General features: G+C 50.1%; 17 protein-coding genes and 1 pseudogene. 5 read left to right on the top strand and 13 right to left on the bottom strand.

Annotation, left to right across the window (positions count from 1 at the left end; genetic code table 11):
* Window positions 1–71: 71 nt before the first annotated feature.
* Both SYN6312_RS20540 and SYN6312_RS06875 read right to left on the bottom strand, forming a co-directional pair.
* A pseudogene (locus SYN6312_RS20540) lies at window positions 72–248 on the bottom strand (DUF4351 domain-containing protein); the annotation flags it as partial.
* Window positions 249–281: 33 nt separating this feature from the next.
* A complete protein-coding gene (locus tag SYN6312_RS06875) occupies window positions 282–971 on the bottom strand; it encodes an Rpn family recombination-promoting nuclease/putative transposase (protein ID WP_253276428.1) in 690 nt (229 codons plus the stop codon).
* On the opposite strand from SYN6312_RS06875, the gene SYN6312_RS06870 reads away from it, so the two are divergent.
* From SYN6312_RS06870 to SYN6312_RS06860, 3 genes are all read left to right on the top strand, one after another.
* Window positions 970–2,178 (top strand): glutathione S-transferase family protein, encoded by a 1,209-nt coding sequence (locus tag SYN6312_RS06870; RefSeq protein WP_015124138.1) that lies wholly within the window; start codon window positions 970–972, stop codon window positions 2,176–2,178. The genes SYN6312_RS06875 and SYN6312_RS06870 overlap by 2 nt on opposite strands.
* A gap of 45 nt (window positions 2,179–2,223) precedes the next feature.
* Window positions 2,224–3,105 (top strand): extracellular substrate binding-like orphan protein GrrP, encoded by an 882-nt coding sequence (grrP, locus tag SYN6312_RS06865; RefSeq protein WP_015124137.1) that lies wholly within the window; start codon window positions 2,224–2,226, stop codon window positions 3,103–3,105.
* Window positions 3,106–3,259: 154 nt separating this feature from the next.
* Window positions 3,260–4,717 carry a site-2 protease family protein gene (locus tag SYN6312_RS06860; RefSeq protein ID WP_015124136.1) on the top strand — a complete coding sequence of 486 codons (1,458 nt, stop codon included), beginning with the start codon at window positions 3,260–3,262 and terminating at the stop codon, window positions 4,715–4,717.
* Here SYN6312_RS06860 and SYN6312_RS06855 read toward each other — a convergent pair.
* Window positions 4,688–5,083: a hypothetical protein gene (locus SYN6312_RS06855; protein WP_015124135.1), complete on the bottom strand. Its 396-nt coding sequence runs from the start codon at window positions 5,081–5,083 to the stop codon at window positions 4,688–4,690. The two genes, SYN6312_RS06860 and SYN6312_RS06855, sit on opposite strands and share 30 nt — an antisense overlap.
* The gene (gene obgE, locus SYN6312_RS06850; RefSeq protein ID WP_015124134.1) at window positions 5,070–6,110 is read right to left on the bottom strand and encodes a GTPase ObgE; all 1,041 of its coding nucleotides are present in this window, start codon (window positions 6,108–6,110) and stop codon (window positions 5,070–5,072) included. Before obgE ends, SYN6312_RS06855 begins: the two co-directional genes overlap by 14 nt.
* Window positions 6,111–6,328: 218 nt before the next feature.
* On the opposite strand from obgE, the gene folP reads away from it, so the two are divergent.
* Entirely contained in the window at window positions 6,329–7,114 is a 786-nt protein-coding gene (gene folP / locus SYN6312_RS06845) for a dihydropteroate synthase (RefSeq protein ID WP_156804964.1), read from the top strand.
* Window positions 7,115–7,227: 113 nt separating this feature from the next.
* Here the strand turns inward: folP and SYN6312_RS06840 are convergent, their stop codons facing one another.
* The 5 genes from SYN6312_RS06840 to SYN6312_RS06820 all read right to left on the bottom strand — a co-directional run bounded on the left by SYN6312_RS06840 (window position 7,228) and on the right by SYN6312_RS06820 (window position 13,414).
* Entirely contained in the window at window positions 7,228–9,402 is a 2,175-nt protein-coding gene (locus SYN6312_RS06840) for an AMIN domain-containing protein (protein WP_015124132.1), read from the bottom strand.
* Window positions 9,403–9,512: 110 nt separating this feature from the next.
* Entirely contained in the window at window positions 9,513–10,241 is a 729-nt protein-coding gene (locus SYN6312_RS06835; RefSeq protein WP_015124131.1) for a hypothetical protein, read from the bottom strand.
* Entirely contained in the window at window positions 10,238–11,017 is a 780-nt protein-coding gene (locus SYN6312_RS06830; protein ID WP_015124130.1) for a PilN domain-containing protein, read from the bottom strand. The genes SYN6312_RS06835 and SYN6312_RS06830 overlap by 4 nt, the downstream gene beginning before the upstream one ends.
* Window positions 11,018–11,035: 18 nt before the next feature.
* Window positions 11,036–12,115, bottom strand: coding sequence for a type IV pilus assembly protein PilM (gene pilM, locus SYN6312_RS06825; protein WP_015124129.1), 1,080 nt, complete (start codon window positions 12,113–12,115; stop codon window positions 11,036–11,038).
* Window positions 12,116–12,676: 561 nt separating this feature from the next.
* Complete coding sequence (locus SYN6312_RS06820; RefSeq protein ID WP_015124128.1) at window positions 12,677–13,414, bottom strand: hypothetical protein; 738 nt, start codon at window positions 13,412–13,414, stop codon at window positions 12,677–12,679.
* 327 nt (window positions 13,415–13,741) lie between these two features.
* Between SYN6312_RS06820 and SYN6312_RS06815 the strand changes: the two genes are divergently transcribed.
* Window positions 13,742–14,491 (top strand): DUF6515 family protein, encoded by a 750-nt coding sequence (locus tag SYN6312_RS06815; RefSeq protein WP_015124127.1) that lies wholly within the window; start codon window positions 13,742–13,744, stop codon window positions 14,489–14,491.
* A gap of 59 nt (window positions 14,492–14,550) precedes the next feature.
* On the opposite strand, the gene SYN6312_RS06810 is transcribed toward SYN6312_RS06815, so the two are convergent.
* The 4 genes from SYN6312_RS06810 to zds all read right to left on the bottom strand — a co-directional run bounded on the left by SYN6312_RS06810 (window position 14,551) and on the right by zds (window position 18,930).
* Window positions 14,551–15,363 carry a hypothetical protein gene (locus tag SYN6312_RS06810; protein WP_041430678.1) on the bottom strand — a complete coding sequence of 271 codons (813 nt, stop codon included), beginning with the start codon at window positions 15,361–15,363 and terminating at the stop codon, window positions 14,551–14,553.
* Window positions 15,364–15,418: 55 nt separating this feature from the next.
* Complete coding sequence (locus SYN6312_RS06805) at window positions 15,419–16,933, bottom strand: hypothetical protein (RefSeq protein ID WP_015124125.1); 1,515 nt, start codon at window positions 16,931–16,933, stop codon at window positions 15,419–15,421.
* A gap of 102 nt (window positions 16,934–17,035) precedes the next feature.
* Window positions 17,036–17,494 (bottom strand): SRPBCC family protein, encoded by a 459-nt coding sequence (locus SYN6312_RS06800; protein WP_015124124.1) that lies wholly within the window; start codon window positions 17,492–17,494, stop codon window positions 17,036–17,038.
* Window positions 17,491–18,930: a 9,9'-di-cis-zeta-carotene desaturase gene (zds, locus tag SYN6312_RS06795; protein ID WP_015124123.1), complete on the bottom strand. Its 1,440-nt coding sequence runs from the start codon at window positions 18,928–18,930 to the stop codon at window positions 17,491–17,493. The genes SYN6312_RS06800 and zds overlap by 4 nt, the downstream gene beginning before the upstream one ends.
* Window positions 18,931–19,093 lie beyond the last annotated feature (163 nt).

Genomic DNA, 19,093 nt, shown 5'->3' with positions numbered 1-19,093 from the left:
CAATAAACTTTGGGGTGATCCTAGCCAAACTTATCTTCTAGAAAACATAATCGTCATAATTTGATAGAAAATTAAAACTTCTGTAACCAGGCCCCCAAATCCGCCACCTCTTGAAACTCTAGCAACGCCATCGCTAATTCTTCTAACTGGGGCAATCCTAAACTCTCTACTTGATTTTGTATCCCGACTGGTAAAGTCCCAAGTTTCAGAGTCAACAGCCGCAGCACCAATGACCGAGCCTCTAACTCTAATCCCTCTTGCCGCCCTCATTGTGTACCAATTCACTCACCTTCTTGTCGCCCCTCTTGCCGTCCTTCGTCCTTGACCTCTTGATAAAAGCGGCTTTGTTGTAATTCGCTGACCGTAAACCCTAACATCGCCTCAACCTCCTGCCGACTTAAGGTTGTGAATTTATAAACCATAATCGTTGTCACTAAGTCTATTATGGCTTGCCTCTTGGGAGTAGATGCCTCGGCTTTGGTTAGAATTACTCCGGCTAATCGCGGCGCACTGGATTCGTATTCAATGGTCAATCGCATCAGTCCTAATTCTGGGGATAAATTCTCTGGCTCTCCTAACTCATCAATAAAAATCCGGTGAACCTTGCCACTATTCAATAATTCAGCATAGGGAGTTAATTCTGCCTGCTCTGTGTTGCGATGGGGATAAATAATCACGGCCTGCCAGTCAGAAAAGTTACCCCGATGACGGTAAAAATAGAGAAATAACTCAGCAAACAGACGTTCATACAGTTGTTCATCTCGTTGGAATTGCACTTCACAGAAATAAATTGTTCCAGGTCCTGCTGTTTCCGGTGGTAAAAAGACTCCATCAATTTGAAACTGAGCTTCCTTGACTGCGACAGACTCAAACCGATAGGCACTAGCATTAGTAGGGGGTGCGTCCACAAGTTGAAACAACAGAGACGGAAATTGCTGAAACAGTTGGTAAAAAATTGAGTCGCGCCGCATGAATTACCCCCTCTCATGGTCAGAATTAGCCGCCCTTGCCAATTTTCATCCGGATTTAGTCAACGGCCCCACCAATGCCCAGGCCCGGCTCCGGTTATTTGGCCAGTCGGAATCAGCAGTGCGGGTGACGCTTTACCGAGATCATCATGCCTGGTGTCCCTACTGTCAGAAGGTCTGGCTCTGGCTAGAAGAGAGGCAAATTCCCTACCGAGTTACCAAAGTCACCATGTTTTGCTATGGCCAAAAAGAGGCCTGGTATAAGCGCAAAGTCCCCTCTGGAATGCTCCCGGCAGTGGAATTAGATGGCCGCTTACTGACGGAAAGTGATGACATTCTCTTAGCTTTAGAAACTACCTTTGGCCCCTTGGGTTGGGGGATGACTGATGCACGGGTGTTGCCATTGCGCCGCTTAGAACGGTTACTGTTCCGGGCCTGGTGTAATTGGCTCTGTTATCCGACCCGCTCTGCTAGAGAAGAGGTCCAAAATAAAGCTCAATTTTTGCAAGTGGTGGCCCAAGTCGAGGCAGCCTTAGCTCAAACTCCTGGCCCATTTTTCCTAGAAGAATTCAGTACCGCCGATGTGGTGTTTGTCCCCTATGTGGAGCGGATGAATGCCAGCTTGTTTTATTACAAAGGATACTCACTGCGGGAGGAAAACCCAAGCTTAGGGGAATGGTTCACAGGCCTGGAAACGCTGCCAACCTATCGCGGCACCCAAAGTGATTTCCATACCCATGCCCATGATTTACCGCCACAGATGGGGGGCTGTTACAGCAATATGGAACCTCAAACCAATGCCTATCAGCAACGGGTGGATCAGGGCCCTTGGTTTGGACTACCGGACGTGACCTACCCTGAACCGGAAACTAGCCGCACTGAAGCCCTCACTCGCGTGCTCAAACATCGTGAAAAAATTATCCAGGTTAATCCGGGCCCACCGACTCTGATTGATCCAGCCCTGCGCGCCGCCCTCACCCATTTGATGACAGGAGCAGCAGTAATACCTCCAGCTCATTCTGATGCGGCATTAAGGTATCTCCGGGATCGAATTAGTGTGCCTCGGGATATGTCTATCTATGCGGCCAAGCGACTGCGAGACTCTTTGGAGTTAACCGCTAGTTTAGTCGGCCCCAATCAAGGCCCCCCGATTCCCCAACAACATCGGCGTGACCAAGACCCTGCGAATTTTGCCCAGTCTTGCCAGTGAACCCTGATTCCTCTTAGACTGAGAGCCATTCCTGGGATGCCCTATATGTTTACCAAAGTTAAACTTCTGCTCTTATCTAGTCTGTTGTTGCTCGTCACACCGCGGGCCGGTCTGGCGGAAACGGTGATGGAAAAAGTCGCTCGGACTGGCATCTTAACGGTGGGGATTAGTCTCAACCAGGCCCCCTATAGCTATATCAACGCTGAAAATGAAATTGATGGCTATTCGGTCAATGTGGTGAACTTAATCCGCAACCAACTGAGCCAAGAACTGGGTAAACCCATCACCCTCCAGGCCGTCCAAGCTGAAGATGCTGCTGCTCAGATTAGCAAGCTCCAAAATCGGGAAGTGGACATTGTTTGTAATACCGCCTTTACCTGGAACCGAGATCAGTATGTAGATTTTTCAACAAGTTACAACATTGTCAATGTCCGGGTATTGGTTCCCCAAGGCAGTAATTTACTGACTTTACAGGCCTTGGCCGGAAAACGCCTGGCAGTGGTTCCCAATACGGTTTTTGAAAAAGCGGCTAAGTTAGCTCAACCCCAGGCCACGTTGGTTCCTATTGCCACCTTTACGGATGCCTTAAAAGCCTTAAAAGCCAAAAAAGTAGATGGAGTAGTTGGGGATAGTCTATTTATTATGGCCCTGAGTCAAAGCTTAGGGATGACAAACCTGGATTTAGCTCCCCAGTCTCCCCTGGCTAGTTATGGTGTGGGTTGTATGCTGCCCCAGGGCGATGCCACCTTTCGCCGCCAAGTCAACTACACCATTGTCAAATTTATGGGGGAGTTTCTGCGGGGTGACCCCCAAGCCACTGAGTTAATTAATACCTGGATTGGCGAGGCGGGACTGGTACAAGTGGATCCAGAGGTGCTGCGGAACTTCTTTCGGTTTACGGTCATGACCCACGAACAAATTCCCTAGCTCTCTCGGTTTGCGCAGTGATTCTTGTCATTCCTACAATGGAGATGGAATACTAACATCCCGGAAAAATTTGAGTGTCCCCAGAGATGCCCCAGATCGCCCGGTAGATGGCCACAACGCTTGAGAAATCACTGCTAAAACGGCGAGGAAATGAATGGTTTGGGTGTCTCTACTGCTTCTGGGCTTGATCCTCTATCTCTTGGTTCAACGCGGGGCGGCCCGAATGAGTCGGACTCCGGCCTGGTTGCTGTGGCTGGTTTTGATGATGCCAGCTTTTTTCATCGTGGCCTGGATGCTCGTCAAGGGACAACAAGCCATTCCCTCCCTGCTGCTGATTATGGTCTTTATTTTTAGCTCGTTCCTATATTGGGTTTTACTGCGCCGAAATTTACCCGCTGCTCCCACCCCCGAAACAAACCCCCAGGCCCAAGCAGAGGCAGAACCAGTTCAAAACCTACTTAACCGGGCTGAAGAAGCACAACTCCAAGGCTGTTTTCCCTGGTCACTCTATTATCTTCAGCAAATTGAATATCGTCCCCAGGCCGTGATTTGTCGGGGGCAGATGCGGGGTCAGGCCGAGAAAGTTTATACCACCGTTCAAGACAATATTGCCCTCCAGTTTGGGGATCGGTTTTTAGTCACGTTTCAAATGGGAGGCAGCGATAAACCCTTTTTTGCCCTAATTCCCAAGCAACGGATTCCTAGCCCTGGCCAGTTAACCCGCCCCCTCGTCACCGGACTTTTGTTTGCATTCACCCTGCTGACCACGACCTTAGCCGGAGCCGCCCTGGCCCAACCCAATCTGACTGTGGCGATGGTAATTCGTTCTCCCCAACTCTTGCTGGCTGGTTTGCCTTATGCCTTGGCGTTGGTGGGAATTTTGGGGGTTCATGAAAGTGGGCATTATTTTATGGCCAAGTATTACCAAATCCAGGCCACGTTGCCCTACTTTATTCCAATTCCCTTTGGCCTGGGGACGTTGGGGGCCTTTATCCAAATTCGCTCTCCGATTCCCCATCGCCGGGCCTTGTTTGATGTGGGCATTGCGGGGCCATTGGCAGGACTCTTGGTGACATTACCGATTTTGGTCTGGGGCCTGGGGCAATCACAACTGGTCGAACTTCCCCAAGACAGCAGCAGTCGGTTGAGCATTGAGGCCCTGAATCCGCGGATTTCGATTTTGTTTGCCTTGTTCTGCCGTTTTGTCTGGGGAGCCGATTTAACGACCCTCTCCGGGATTCACCTACATCCAGTGGCGATTGCGGGGGCCTTGGGCCTGGTGGTGACGGCCTTAAATTTGATGCCTGTGGGTCAGTTGGATGGCGGACATATTGTTCATGCCATGTATGGTCATCGGGCTGGGGCGATCATTGGGCAAATTACCCGCCTCTTGGTCTTAGTCCTGTCCTTTGTGCAACCTTGGCTCTTCTTTTGGGCCATCATTCTCTTTCTGATGCCAGCCTTTGATGAACCCGCCGTCAATGATGTCTCGGAACTTAATTCTTGGCGCGATGGTCTGGGACTGGTGGCATTAGGATTATTGATTTTAATTATTTTCCCGGTGCCAGAACCCTTAGCTGGTTTACTTTTGAGCGCACACCCAACGCCATAGGGGATGACTGCTGCCCTGTAAACGAATTTGCCAAACCCGCCGCTCTAGACGTTTTTGCCAGGCCTGGGGGCGGCCCCATAAGATATTGCGCGTTTGCCACATCAATACCGCCAAGGTCATGCCCAGACACAAGCCCAGGCCAATGGCAGCACCCCGATTAAACGCTAAGGCATAGCGGACAGATGCCCAGGTAAAATGCTCCTTCAAAAGACTTATATCACCCCGGAGTATCCACAGACTAAAGCCCCCGACCGTAATCCACAGCACAATGACCAAGAACCATCGCCACCACAGAGTCAGTTCATGGAGTCGTTCCACCGCGGCCTGGAATTCAGGAGCCAGTAAGTCGGGTTCAGATGGGGACATAAAGCAGCGTATCGTCATCATTCATATCTTGCCTATCTTGATTGTAGGCATCCAGACAAGCCCAAACATGGGTTAAAAGCACTTCCAGGCCAGCTCCAGTCGCGGCAGAAATCGTCAAAATATTTAAGGAATCGGGAAACTGGGCCTGGATTGTCTCTATATCCTCTGGGAGTAGGGCATCAATTTTATTCAGGGCCACAATTTGCGGGCGGCTGGCTAACCCATGACCATAGGCGGCTAACTCGGCCTGGATCGTCTCATAGGCTGCAAAAGGATCATCTCCGGTGGCATCCAGCAAATGAATTAGGACCTTGGTGCGTTCAATATGGCGTAAAAACTCATGGCCCAGGCCGGCCCCCAAATGCGCCCCTGCAATCAATCCCGGAATATCGGCAAACACAGTTCCATCCCCATTCGGTCGGCGGACTACCCCTAAATTTGGGATTAAAGTTGTAAAGGGATAATCAGCAATTTTCGGGCGGGCAGCGGAGAGAATGGAAATTAAGGTAGATTTACCGGCATTGGGCTGACCAATAATCCCCACTTCGGCTAAGAGTTTGAGTTCTAGTCGCAAAAATCGTTCTTCTCCTGCCAGGCCGGGTAGGGCATAATCTGGGGCTCGTTTGCTGTTGCTCAAGAAATGTTTATTCCCCAGGCCCCCTTTTCCCCCTTTAGCGACTAATAACTGCTGGCCTGGCTCGACCAAATCCCCCAACATTTCCCCAGTCTGCGCATCTAAAACCACTGTGCCACAGGGAACTTGAATGATCCGATCCGGCCCACTCGCTCCAGTCATATTACTCGGGCCGCCCCGTTTGCCATCTTCACCCTTAAAAATGCGGGCATATTGAAAATCCAAAAGAGTTTGTAAATGAGTCACCGCCTCCAAAATCACGGAACCGCCATGGCCGCCATTGCCCCCGGCTGGCCCCCCGGCTGGCACATATTTTTCCCGCCGAAAGGCGACAATCCCATCTCCCCCTTTCCCGGCCCGGACTTCAATTTCGGCTTGATCAATAAATTGCATGGTTAACGCTCATGGTCAGTCAGAACATTGCTCAATGGGGCAGAATGGTTTGTCTCTAGTCCCAGGCCCCTTGCTACCATAGGGCGAGAATCACGACAGAACAGTAGGCAAATAGAGTGGATTTCTATCCTAACAAGGCAAGTGTGCATCCGGTTGACGGGCCTGGGGGTTGGCGCATTCGAGGGCAGGAATTTATTTGGGGCCGGAAGACCTATGTGATGGGGATTTTGAATATCACCCCAGATAGTTTCAGTGATGGGGGTGAGTTTGTCAGCCTAGAAGCAGCCTTAAAACAAGCTCAAGGATTAGCTGATGCGGGCGTGGATATTTTAGATGTTGGCGGCCAATCCACCCGGCCTGGGGCTGTTGAAATTTCATTAGATCAAGAACTAGGGCGAGTCATTCCAGTGATTCAAGCGATCCGCCAGGGATTAGACATAGCCATTTCGATTGATACAACTCGCTCCGAGGTGGCCCAGGCCGCTCTGAATGCCGGAGCCGATCTGATTAATGACGTTTCTGGAGGGAAAGATGATCCCAAAATTTTTCAAGTAGCAGCCCAGACCGAGGCTCCAATCATCTTGATGCACCGCCGCGGCACTCCCCAAACCATGCAAACTCTGACCGATTACCGGGATTTAATTGGGGAATTACAAGAGTTTTTCCAGACCCAAATTTCGACTGCCCTAAGTTTTGGTATCTCTAAGTCTCGGATTGTGATTGATCCAGGGATCGGCTTTGCCAAAACAACGACTCAAAATATCCAACTCTTGCAAAACCTCCGGCATTTTCAAACCCTCGGCTGTCCCATTCTGGTCGGAACCTCTCGGAAACGGTTTATTGGCGAAATCCTCAACCAACCAGAGCCAAAGGGCCGGGTTTGGGGAACTGCTGCCACCTGTTGCTATGCCATTGCCCAAGGGGTAGATCTGGTTCGCGTCCATGATGGCCTGGAAATAGTCCAAACCTGTCGCATGGCCGATGCCCTCTGGCGAAAACCCTAAAAACATAAACTAAAAACATAAAAATGACGAATCAAGAACTTAATCTCAATTCGCCATTCCTAAACAATGAGCTTGGAGAGCTTCTGCTTTAGCTTTAATCAATCATCCTTGTTCTAGTACCGGCGAGGAGGGGTGAGAATTTGCTGCTGCATTTGGGGGCTAATGCCTTGGCCTGGGGAGTAGATGTAGCCGTTGGTGGCGTTTTGGGAATCATCCATCACTTTTGGTGTCACCATCACCACCAACTCCCGCCGATCACGGGTACTCGATTCTTGCCGGAACAAACGTCCCAGGATCGGAAGATCACCCAAGATGGGAATTTTCGTCACGGTTGAACGATCCTGATCCTGAATAATCCCTGCCAGAACCAGAGTTTGCCCATCCCGTAGGCGAATCCGCCCCGACTCCATTCGTCGTTGGGATAATAAGGTTCCAGTCGAAGGCAGAGAAACACCTGGGAAAACCACTGAGTAAGTTCCACTGGGGGCACTGACTTCCGGCGACAGTTGCATCGTAATAAAGCCATTATCATCAATCTGGTCAATCGTGACGTTAAAAATGACCCCGGCCTGGCGAATGATGGGCGTAATACTGGTCGCAGCAACGGCGGCTCCACTCCCTGTACCCGTTGTAGAAGCCGTGGAAGTAATCCCCGAAAACACTTCTTGGGTCAAGTTAACCTGAGCCGCACTCCCTTCTTGAATGACTAGGGTTGGATTGGTCAGGATGGTTACATTTCCCGTTTGTACTTGAAGGATGATATTGGCAAAGAAATTACTAACGGTTTGACCGACAGGCAGGCCTGGGATGGCAATGGGCGGAAAGATAATCGCCGTTGTATTTTCCCGATCCGGTGGGATGACAACAGGGGGGCTTTGGCCAGGGGGTTGAGTGCCACTGCTAACGCTTAAGCCATTAGGATCGAAGATTGCTGCTGTCAAGCTATCGCCAAAATTGGTTTGAATATTAGTGTTAAACACTCGGCCCTTGAGGAGGTTCACATCCACAAACTTAACGTTCACCATGGCTTGTCGCTTGCGAACATCCAATTGGGAAATGATACTCATGGCCATTTCCACCTTCCGGGGAGTGCCAATCAAGGTGACAGAGTTTGTCCGCGCATCGGCAATTACGGACAGGCCAGCCAATAGGGTACTTTGAAACTGGGAACCTTGTGGGGTTGTTGCACCTTGGTTTGCCCCATAGGATTGCAACAGTTCGAGGGCCCCGAGTTGATTGATGTTATCGGTAATCTGGGTTTGCCGGTTAATGGAGGTTTGGACAGGGGTAGACGTACCAGCCGTTGTCCCACTGCTAGCGGAGCCAGCAATTGCACCGACACTCCCACCTGTATTGGCCTGGGAAGTGAGGGTTTGTACCGTCTGGGTTTGAATGGTAGCCCACATTTGGTTCAACCGAATGGTGCGGACAATCCGATTTTGGGCCTCTGGGGGAAGTTGGGAGCCAACGAAAATGGTGCGTCCCTGGCGATTAGCCTGTAATCCTGCTACCCGAATCACATAGTTGAAGACATCTTGGACAGACTCATTTTCAATATCTAGGGATATGGTTTGTGGCCCTGCCCCAGGCCCACCACTGTCCTCTGAGTAGGCAATGTTAGCTCCTGCTGCCCGGGCTAAAAGACCTAATACTTCGCGGACTGGGGCTTCCCGTAAGAGGAGGCGAGGAATTCGTTCAGAGGTTCCCAAATCAATCACATCCGGGTCAGAGAGCACCGGGGCAATCACGATATCTCCCACAGGTGGGGCCACGGCGCGGGCTTGGAGTGGTGGCACAGGGTTTGGGCCGGGGAATGTATTGGCGGGCTGTCCAGAAATGGGTGGAGTCGCTGGGCCAGCGGGTTTTTGGGCGGTGATAAAATTCAGAAGTAGCCCGGAGCCATCGGGTTTGCGGACAACCTGAGAGCTTGGGGCCGAAGCAACACCGTTAACTGTAATCCGAATCGTTTTGGGATCAAGCTGGGCAACTTCTAAGGAGGTGATGCCAGGAGCCGGGTTATCTTGGCGGAAGGCTCCTCCTTGGGGTAAGCGGAGTTGACTGTTGGAAATATCGGCAATGGAGGCGTTACCCCGATTGACCGTGAAGACAGGAGGACGCAAATTTCCTTGCACATTAAAGACAACTTGAATCCCATTGGGGGTACTGTTCAACTTAATCCCGGTAATTTCCGTATCTGCCCCAAAAGCCGCGGGTTGGGCTAAAGGCAACAGGAGACTAGCAGTCAGGCAACTGACCCCGATTCGTTGTAACGCTTGAGACTGGTTCACGACTCTACTCCTCACAAAACTTGGCAAAACTCAGAACAATAAAGAAGGATGAATTTCTAGATCACGGGTTGGTCTTAACAGTTGGTTAGTCTCTGGGGCTTAATAATGACTTAGGTACCCTCCGGTTTAGGTTGGCCATCTTTTTGCCCTTCCCCTTCCGGCTTGGGTTCTGGGGGTGGATTGGCCGCCGCCAATTCCTCTGGGGTAAGGGGGACATAGGCAATCATGTTAAAGGTTGACTTGACCAGGCCAGGCTTGTTCGGAACGGCTTCAACCGTTAATCCCCGCACCACCAAGAAATTTTGTTGGCTATCAATGCTCTGCATCACCTTAATCGTCTGTTCATAGGAGCCTTCCATGATCACGTTAGTGACTTGTTGCTTAATTTTGTTATTGAGTTCAGGCCCAAGGGAGCTATCTGAAACAACTGTAGGGGGTTGTGGCTCATACTTGTCTAGGCGGGCTTGGCTAGCATTGATAATCTGATTCAAATCTAGGAGAAGTGTATCCAAGGCTTTTTGATCCGCAAAGAGAGTCCGTACTTGTTGGTTATTCACCTTGGCCTGCTCAAGGTCAGCGACCACTTTGTTAAGTTGCTTGAGGGTCTCCTCCCGCTGCTTCAGGTCATCCTCTTGTTGGGAGAGCTCAAGTTGCAAGGTAGTCGCTTCTTCGAGTTTTGGAGCAACGAGGATTGAGCCAAGGTAAGCGGCCACTAATAAACCACCAACTGCAATCAGAATCCCTGTAACAATGGGCGTGAAAGTAACCCCAAATACGGTGGGATAAGACGGGGGCGGACTGTCTTGAATGGGGGAGCCAAAATCTCCAGTTAGGGTCATTGTGTTACCACTCCTCGTTCTTTCAAAAATTTAATCCGAGAGGCTAAACCGGATGCACCGTTCTGCTCTAAGGCTTGAATCAATTCAGAAGCCGGAACATCATTAACCGTGGTCATGACTCGAAAACAAATAAAAGATGGCTCGCAGTTAGCAACCTGTAGAGGTGAAGAAACGCCAGGACGGGCAGCTGCGACCAACCGGCTAGCATCTTTAACTACAAATGGAGATTTCTGGTTAAGTAAAAGAAGAAAGTCATTGATGCTATCAAAGGAGCTAGCTTGTCCTTCAATAGTTAACTCACTCGTCATGGGTGGCGGCGGGGGTGGGGGTGGAGCCTCTCCTTCTTTGACGGGCGGTGGCGGGGGTGGAGCAGGCGGAGCAGCTTGGGTAATTTTAGTAACCTGAATGCCAGTTGGCGTTACCCGAGTTATATCTTGTAGCAAGGCTGACCAGGGCTTGACCTGATTAAAGATTGTTGTTAAGGCCTTGGTTTCTGCGGTCATATTGGTAACCTGAGTTTTTAATTCTCCGAGTTCCGCTAACTTGGGGGCAACTTCTCCGAGGCGGGCTTCCACTTCAGCTTTCTTGGCTTGGAGTTGGCTTGTCCAGTAGGTGGCTCCAGCAGCTCCCAAAACAACCAGGCCAATGAAAACAGCTGCGGCAACTCCACCAATAATAATTGGGGTATTGTCAGTGCCTCCCCCAACAGTGCCAGAGTCAACTTCGCCGCCAAATTCTGGTCGGTCTCTCAGTAAGTTAATGTCAATTACATACATAAGTCGCTCATCTCCTGCTTAGAGTACGCCGCGCAAACCCAGACCAATGACTGTTCCCAGGCCTGGGCGTTTATCTGGGGAAAGTTCATCACTCACCTGGAGTGAGAGGTTGGCAATCGGATCCATGAGGAGGGTGACATAGTTCAACTTTTCATTAAAAAAGTCATCAATTTGACCAATTCCTGCCCCAACTCCCGCCAAAAGAAGTTGCGAAATTTCTAATGTTTCACCTTGATTTAAGTAGAAATCAATCGAACGGCGGATTTCATCGGATAAATCCCCCAACACTCGTAAGATTGCCGCCGAACTTGGGTTAGCTGGAACACCATCTATTTGTCCCACGGGAACCGATAAACTACTAAGCAGATCCACACCCATTGCTGGCGGTAAATTCATGGCTCGACTAATAGCCTCTTGCATCCGGGCTGTGCCAATGGGGACTTTACGATTAAATTGGGGAATCCCATCCTTAACAATGCTAATTTCTGTACCGTCGTAGCCAATATCCACAATCGCCACGGCTTCCCCAACTAATTGCTGGAGTTGTTCTCGCATCGTCCGCATCAGGGCAAAGCTAGACACTTCTAACGTTGTCAGTTGCACACCGGCCTGGATAAACGTACTGGCGATGGTATCAGTGACAGAGCGCAACGTCCCCACCAGCAAAACTTCCACCCGCTCAATCCCATCATCATCCAGGCTGCTACCCAACTTCTGATAATCAACATCAGCTTCTTCTCGGGGAAAGGGCAGATAAAGGGGAGCTTCTTGGTACAGCACCATTTCCCGAAGCTCGGCATTACTCAATTCCGCAGGGAGGCGAATCAAGCGAATCACCGCATCTCCCATAGGAATAGCACTGATAGCATTTTTGGCCTTGATCTTCTTTTCTTCGAGACCTTGACGAATGGCTTCTGCCACGGTGGCTGTGTCCATGATCCGCCCTTCTTCGATGGCACCTTCGTTGAGGGGAACAGAGACAAAGGAACTTAACTTAATTCCCTGCCGTCCCTGCTCTAAAAGGGCGATATTGACTCGCTCCGGGGTAAGTTCTATGCCCAGGCCTTGTTTTGGTTTGGTAAATAAACTAGCAATCACAACTGCACCTAAATTCCCATATAGGCCGAAAAATTGGACGATAATGAACAATCCAATCAGAAATAAACGAAGAGGAGCAAACCGTCAACTACCAATGCTTTAGGGCTAATTCTCAGGACTTATGCAGAACTGAGTGAATCGGGTGCGCCGCCTCAAAGAAACACAAAATACTGTCTAGCCCTAAGCGAATCCCGACCCTAACCATAGCTGGAGGGTAACAGAACTTTAATATCTGGCCAGACAGTTTCCTGAATGTCACAAAAATGATCCCCATCAAGGGGGATAAAGGCACAAATTGGCACGGGACGGCTACTATCAATTTCCCTAAGGTGGGTCATTTCCAACAATCAGGGCTGGGACTCCCTCACCCTTCATCGTTTCAGGCCACACTCTTTCATCTTAAGTGAATTGATTGCAGGCCTGGGATTCATGACTGTAGATCAGGAGTCTGAAGCAAAACTGCAAGACATCTGCCCTAAACCGACAAGATAAAAGTCATCATCTGTTATAGGTTGGTGTGCTCTTGATAACGACTTTCGCAACCTAAGGGAGGTAGCAATTCTAGGCTGAAGGACGGCGAAACCAAGGGGATAAGAGGGCAATCACCAAGCCCAGGCCAAGGAAACAAACATAGGGGAACAGCACCAAGGCCAAGGTATGCCCGGATTGTCCCGCCGGAATCCCAATGGCCCGAAATTGTAAAAAGCCAATTAACAACCAAATTCCCAAAATCAACCCAAATAGCGTTGCCAACGTGGTAATTGCCAAGCATGATCGCCAGGCCAGGCGTTGACATTCCAATTCCCGATACAGAAACACAACCGCCGCTCCGGCTGGAAAGCCCACAATCGGGATGACCACTGCCAGCACGGGTTCAACCCATAACCCCAACACCATCAGGACAATGGCCATGCCTGAACTTCCCGCCCCTAGCCCAAACCAATTGATCCGACTGCGCTGAGCAACAAAGTATTGAGTGATGAACGCCGCAAAGACCAAGGCCATGATCCAAGGTAGCCAAAACTGATGCAGGGCTGAAAATAAAATGCTAATTGGGAGAAATATCTTCTCGAACTGCTGTTCCAGGCCTGGTTCCATAATCCCTTCAAAGTTCCTGAGAGAATCTCCAGACCGAATGACTACTCCTGGGACTGCACGACTCAACCGTCCGATATAGATGGGTGTAAATACGGCTGCCACCATCGCCATCAAAGCTAAATACAACCCTAGGGAACAAAGGGGTAAACGCTGGCGGGCCTGATACCAAGCAATGACGAGAAAGTCTCGGATTGGATACATCGGCACTTACCTGGATTAGCACGTATCAAACACGCATCAAAAAAGACTGAATAATCCTATGGACTGAACCAATTGGGGTTGGTGAGAAACCAGTTAAAACCCATCTGATGCAATAGTTGAGAAAACAACTGATTAGATTTTTCGAGTCAGAATAGTTTGCCTCAGGCGACACATCTGATTCTCTCATTTCCAAGGGGTAGGGCAGATTCGCTTAATTTGACAACCTTAGAACCATACCGTCTTGACCCAGCCAGTCCCCGTTCCAAAGGCCCATCGGGACGGGTTCGCTAGAATGGCATCGAATAGCGATACTGATTTGGTAGCTTCATGATGAAACGTTCCTCTGTTCTCTGCCTCTCTGCCCTGAGCTTGGCCATGTCCTTAGGGTTAATGACCATGGCCCAGGCCCGTCCCTCTGGCGGGGGGCGAAGTTTTAGCGGAGGTGATATTCGGAGTACCAATGTTCGTCAAAGTGGCAGCTTTTCCCACAATCTCCAAAATTCTAGTAATTTCACCAGTCGCCCCGTCAGTAGCAGTGGCCTTAACTCCAGTTCAACTCGGGTTAACAGCGGCAATTTTAGCAATGATACCGTCAATAACCGCGGCGGTAATACAATCAATACCTACAGCCCAAATCGAACCATTAATACCAACGATCCGAGCCGGAATATCACCAACATCAGTGGCAATACGGTCAATGTGGATGGAAATAACTGGCGTGGCGGTGGCTGGTACGGAGGAGGCTATTATGTCCCACCTGGCTGGGGTTGGGGGGCTGCGGCTTTCGCGGGTGGATTAGCGATTGGGGCAGCTATTAGTCAACCCCCTCCCTACTACACCAACATCTATGTGTCGGGTACGCCCTATCTCTATTCCGATGGAGTTTATTTATCTCCCCAAGGTAGCTCCTATATTGTGGTCGCCCCACCCGTAGGAGCGGTAGTTTCCTATTTACCTGATGGTTGCCAGGCCTTGAATCAAAATGGTAGCCAGTATTTCAGTTGCAGTGGCGTTGTCTATCAACCCTTTTATCAAAATGGGAGTGTTGCCTACCGAGTGATCAAGAGTACAACCTGATCTCGCTGGTAATTCTGCCAAATCTATGCTAGACCCCGACAAGAGAGGGTAATCCGGGTTTAATAGTTGATCTTCTCAATGGTACTGATGCCGTTATAAATCTGCAAGGCCTGGACTAAACGATTCACGGAACTAGCATCTTTTGACTGGGTAGAAATCCTGGGAGTCGCTTCTGTGGATTGTCCTTCCAGGCCTGGGGCGACCGGTGTGACTCCCAATTGCAGCAACTTAGCCGTGAGGTGATGGACATCTGTGGGCGTACCTGAGGCTGGCTGGGGCTGATTGCGATTAGTTTTATTGGCTTTAGCTTTAGCCTGGGTTTTAGGGCTGGCCTGGGGGATCGCGGGTTGAAGGTAGCTAATTTGCTCAGGTAAGTAGTAAATCGGTTGCAAAAGTTCTAGGGGCACTGGGGAAAAACCTTGGGTATCTGGGGGCTGGGCTTGCCAATGTTGAACTAAAGCCGCCCGATCTAAGAAACCTAGTAATTTAGCCCAGCACTGATGCCGATCTAACTCTACGGCCACAGCCAAGTCAGCCTGTAAAACCCCTAAGAATGTTGGACAATGAATCTCAAAACTGCTTTGACCAACCTCGAGAGGATAGAAAGCTAACTGCACTCCCTCCACATTCAAATCGGCCAGATTGATCAGTTCTAAAACCTCTGGTTGTTCACACCAAGTCGTCGTTAAGGATAACTCCCGTTCTAAACCACCGTTGCTGGCCTGCGCATCCTCTTCCCACCAGGCCATAAAGCTATACATTGCCAACAGGTAAGGTAAGGCCGCTTTTTGGCGATGGGGGCTACAGGTTTGCAAGACGGATTGGGCCGCATCCCAGGCCTGCCGAGCAATAGGAACTACAGGGGCAAACATAGAACTCATAAATAGTATCATCCGTACAAGTGAATAGCTTCGGCCAAGTTTGAAATTAGGCTAAATAATAAATGCCATTGCGTAAGCACCATTCCTCTAGCCGCGCCTCAATTTGGTCATCAATCTGCTTTGCCGTAAACACACCACGGGCATAGTCTCCATGAATATCCCGTCGCGCTTGCCGCCGTTGATGGGGACTGGATATGGTTTGGGTATCGTACCATTGCCTCATCCATTCTGGGGTTTGTTGATCTTTGAAGAACTTACGGTAAAGCCAGAGACGATATTCACGGCCGAGACAACGGGAAATAGTGGGTTGGCTGACAAAGAGTTCGGCGGCAATTTCGGCCTGAGTCCGCCGTTTTTCGCACCAATCTCGCACCCAGATAGGTGTTTGCTGATCATTGAGAAATTCCACCATGCAATCTACCCCCTGATTTCCTAAATTAGGCAGGGTACGGGCATCGGGGTAATTATCAATCCATTCTTGATTGCTGTCAGTGGAGGTAATGTTCAGAGAGCGGGTTGACTGGACATAACGCCCCAAAATCCGCCGGACTTGTTGATGAATTTCGCGGGTATATTCAATCGTCCACCCCAAGAGTTGGGCAATTTGTTGACGAAGGCGGGTGGTTGAGGCCCGAATCCGGGGGTCAGTGATTTCCGATTGGACAATTTTGATCAGTTGGCAACAAGCAGCTAAATCTAACTCCTCTTGCACCGCTGCCCCAGCTGCCCCATAGCGCTGTTCAAACATGGGGAGGGCCCGACTTTCATAGAACAGCAGTTCATCGGCTTCCCGCTTGAGGAGCTTCCGTTTTTCATCGGCCAGTTTATTATTGACAACGGTTCGCACCCAGGCCTCAAAGGTTGGCCGCCCATGGCCTGTGGCACTAAACGCCTTGAGGGGGTCAAAGGACTTCATTGCTTCCCAAAGCCAACCGGGGAGATTACTTTGGCAAAGTTCCGGATCGGGGGCTGCCTTACAGACACTCCGGAGTAAATCTCGATAGTCGCGCCTAAATTCATCACTGAATAAAACCACCGAACCCAGTTGTTGACGGAGGGCTTGGATAAAAATGGCTAAAAAACATTCCGCTTCCGTTAAGGTGGGGGGGGTAGCCCGTTGAGCCAAGGTAGGACGACTAAAGGAGAGAACAAGCTGCTTGAGGGGGACGTTATAATGACCCCGGTTGAGACGATCATAATCTTCTTGGATTACCGTCATCGGGATTTGGCTGAGGCGTTGGACGGTTTGAACAAGGGCCTGGTGTTGGAGTTGGCTATTGCTTCCAGATAAACAACTGGCAAATAACTGAGCATAGGCTTCAATTAACCGTTGCAGATAGCCGCCGCGCAAAATCCCGTCTTCTTGGGGGAGGGGCTGCTCCAAAATAGTTTTCAAACAACGAATCAATTCGGTTTGGGCTGGGGTAATCCGACTTGAGCGCGAGCCATTATCACCTGGACGTTGAGGGCGCGCCGCTGCAAACAGGGCCGGTAAACGCTCCACTTGTTCGCCCAGTGAGAGGGGAGGATTGGGGTTGGGACTACGGGGGGGAGCACTCACAGTGGCATAAAGTTGGTAAAAAAAGACAAAAATTGAGCAAGATTGCTATCAGGATAACCTTACTCTGCTCGTCTGTACCAGTACAGGCCAGTTTTTCTTAAATTAATTGGGTTGGGAAACCGGTTTAGCCACAGCCTGGGCATAGTCCCGAAAGGCCTGGAGGGATTCCAGCAGGTTATTTTCTACTGCTTTACCGAGGAACAATCGATCCATAATTTTTCCCAGAACTCCGGGAATGGCATAGGCCACTGACAGACGGACGATACTACTCCCGTGGCGATCATAAAAGCGGATCGCCCCCCGATTGGGCAAGCCATCGACAGATTCCCATTGAATCATTTGATGAAAAATCTGCTGCCGAATCCGAGATTGCCAACTAAATTCCAGGCCTCCGGTGGCCAACTTCCAGCGGGATAAATCTGGATTCTCTTCTAGGACTTTAACGGAGTCAATCCATTTCATCCAAAGGGGCATTTTTTCCAGGTCTGACCAAAGATCCCAAACCAAGTCCATTGGGGCGGCTACTTCAATTTGGACGGTATGCTCAAGCCACTCACTCATGAATTCCACCCTGTCAATATGGCCTGTGCCGCTTGCCGACCGGACATGGTTGCCCCCTCCATACTGTCAATATAATCTTGTTGAGTGTAGCTCCCTGCTAAAAAGAAGTTAGACACTGGGGTAGCCTGGGCTGGGCGGTAGGGATCCATCCCCGGAGCTTCTCGATAAAGAGACTGAGCTAATTTCACCACACTAAACCAAGTCATCGTTAAGTCTCGGGAGGAGGGAAACAGGTCATGGATTTGTTTGAGAACGTGTTGGGCAATCGCTTCATTACTTTGTTTCATAAAGGGATCACCCGGCGTTAAAACCACTTGCATCAGGGAACCTTGCCCCTCTCGGTAATAGTCAGCGGGGCTAGAAAGGGCCAAATCTGAAAAACAGGAAAAATCAGCATCGGCGGTATAAAGGAGGTTGTCAATTCCGCTGGCCTGTTGGAGTTGTTTGCGTTTTTCCGGGTCTTGCAGTTCTGTCACCCAGCCATCAAAGCGGAGTTGAACTGTGGCCACGGGAACGGCATCTAGTTTGAAAATGTTGTTAAATTCTGGCCACTGCCGCCAGGCCTGGGGGATGAGGCGTTGAATTCCGGGGACATCACAGGCACAAAGATAGGCATCGGCGATTATGGTTTCGGTTTCTTCCCCTTTGGCAATCACCAGGCCCTGCACAGTAGTTTTACCCTCTTGCTGATCAAATAAAATCTCCCTGACCCGCCGCCTGGTAAAAATTTCTGTCCCCCGCGCCGTTAAGTAATCCACCAAGGGCTTAAGCAAATAATTATCGGGTGAGCCTTTCAGCATATTCAGTTTGGAGGCTTCAGTTTTGGCGGCAAACATCTGAAAAATCGTCAGCATACAGCGGGCCGACATCTCTTCGACACCAATAAAACCTAAGGCATATGCAATCGGATTCCAAAGGCGTTTGAGGCTGCCTTCAGATCCCCCGTGCCGGCGAAACCAATCGGCAAAGCTGTATTTATCCAGGCCCCGAATTTGTTTCATGGCCCCTTCGTAATCCACCAGGCCGCGGACAATTGGACTTGTGCCAAGGGCAATGGAATTTTGCAGCTTATCTTGGACATTCAGTTGGCTAGTGGTGAAAAATGCCTTCAAGCCATTAAACGGCGCACCGAGGGGAAAGCGAAAATCCAAGCCTCCGGTCATCCCACCCCGATTGATAAAGGTATGGATATGTTCTTTCGGTAAGAGATTTTGCCTAGCCCCGACCTTATCAAGGAGCGCGAACAGGTTGGCGTAGTTGTAAAAGAAAACGTGCAGGCCCATTTCAATGTGATTGCCATCGGGATCGACCCAACTCCCCACTTTGCCGCCAATGAACGGGCGAGACTCGTAAATCGTCACTTGGTGGCCGGCATCCACCAGATCAATGGCCGCCGCTAATCCGGCTAACCCTGCCCCAACAATCGCCACCTGCATAGACGCAACTCGTAACTGGATTCAGAAATGCTTTACATAGTTTAACAAGTTAATTACCCATCAGTTTTGCTTCTGTCTGGGTTGTTCCCTCAAGCGGGCCTGGAGGTTTGTTTTGGTTGGGGGTGATATGGTTTGAAAGACTAAGCAGACCCAGGCCTGGGCT

Origin of the sequence: Synechococcus sp. PCC 6312 (genome assembly GCF_000316685.1) — a bacterium.
Lineage (GTDB): Bacteria > Cyanobacteriota > Cyanobacteriia > Thermosynechococcales > Thermosynechococcaceae > Pseudocalidococcus.
The sequence above is the reverse complement of the archived record's forward strand: the minus strand, read 5'-3'. Positions and strand labels throughout refer to the sequence as shown.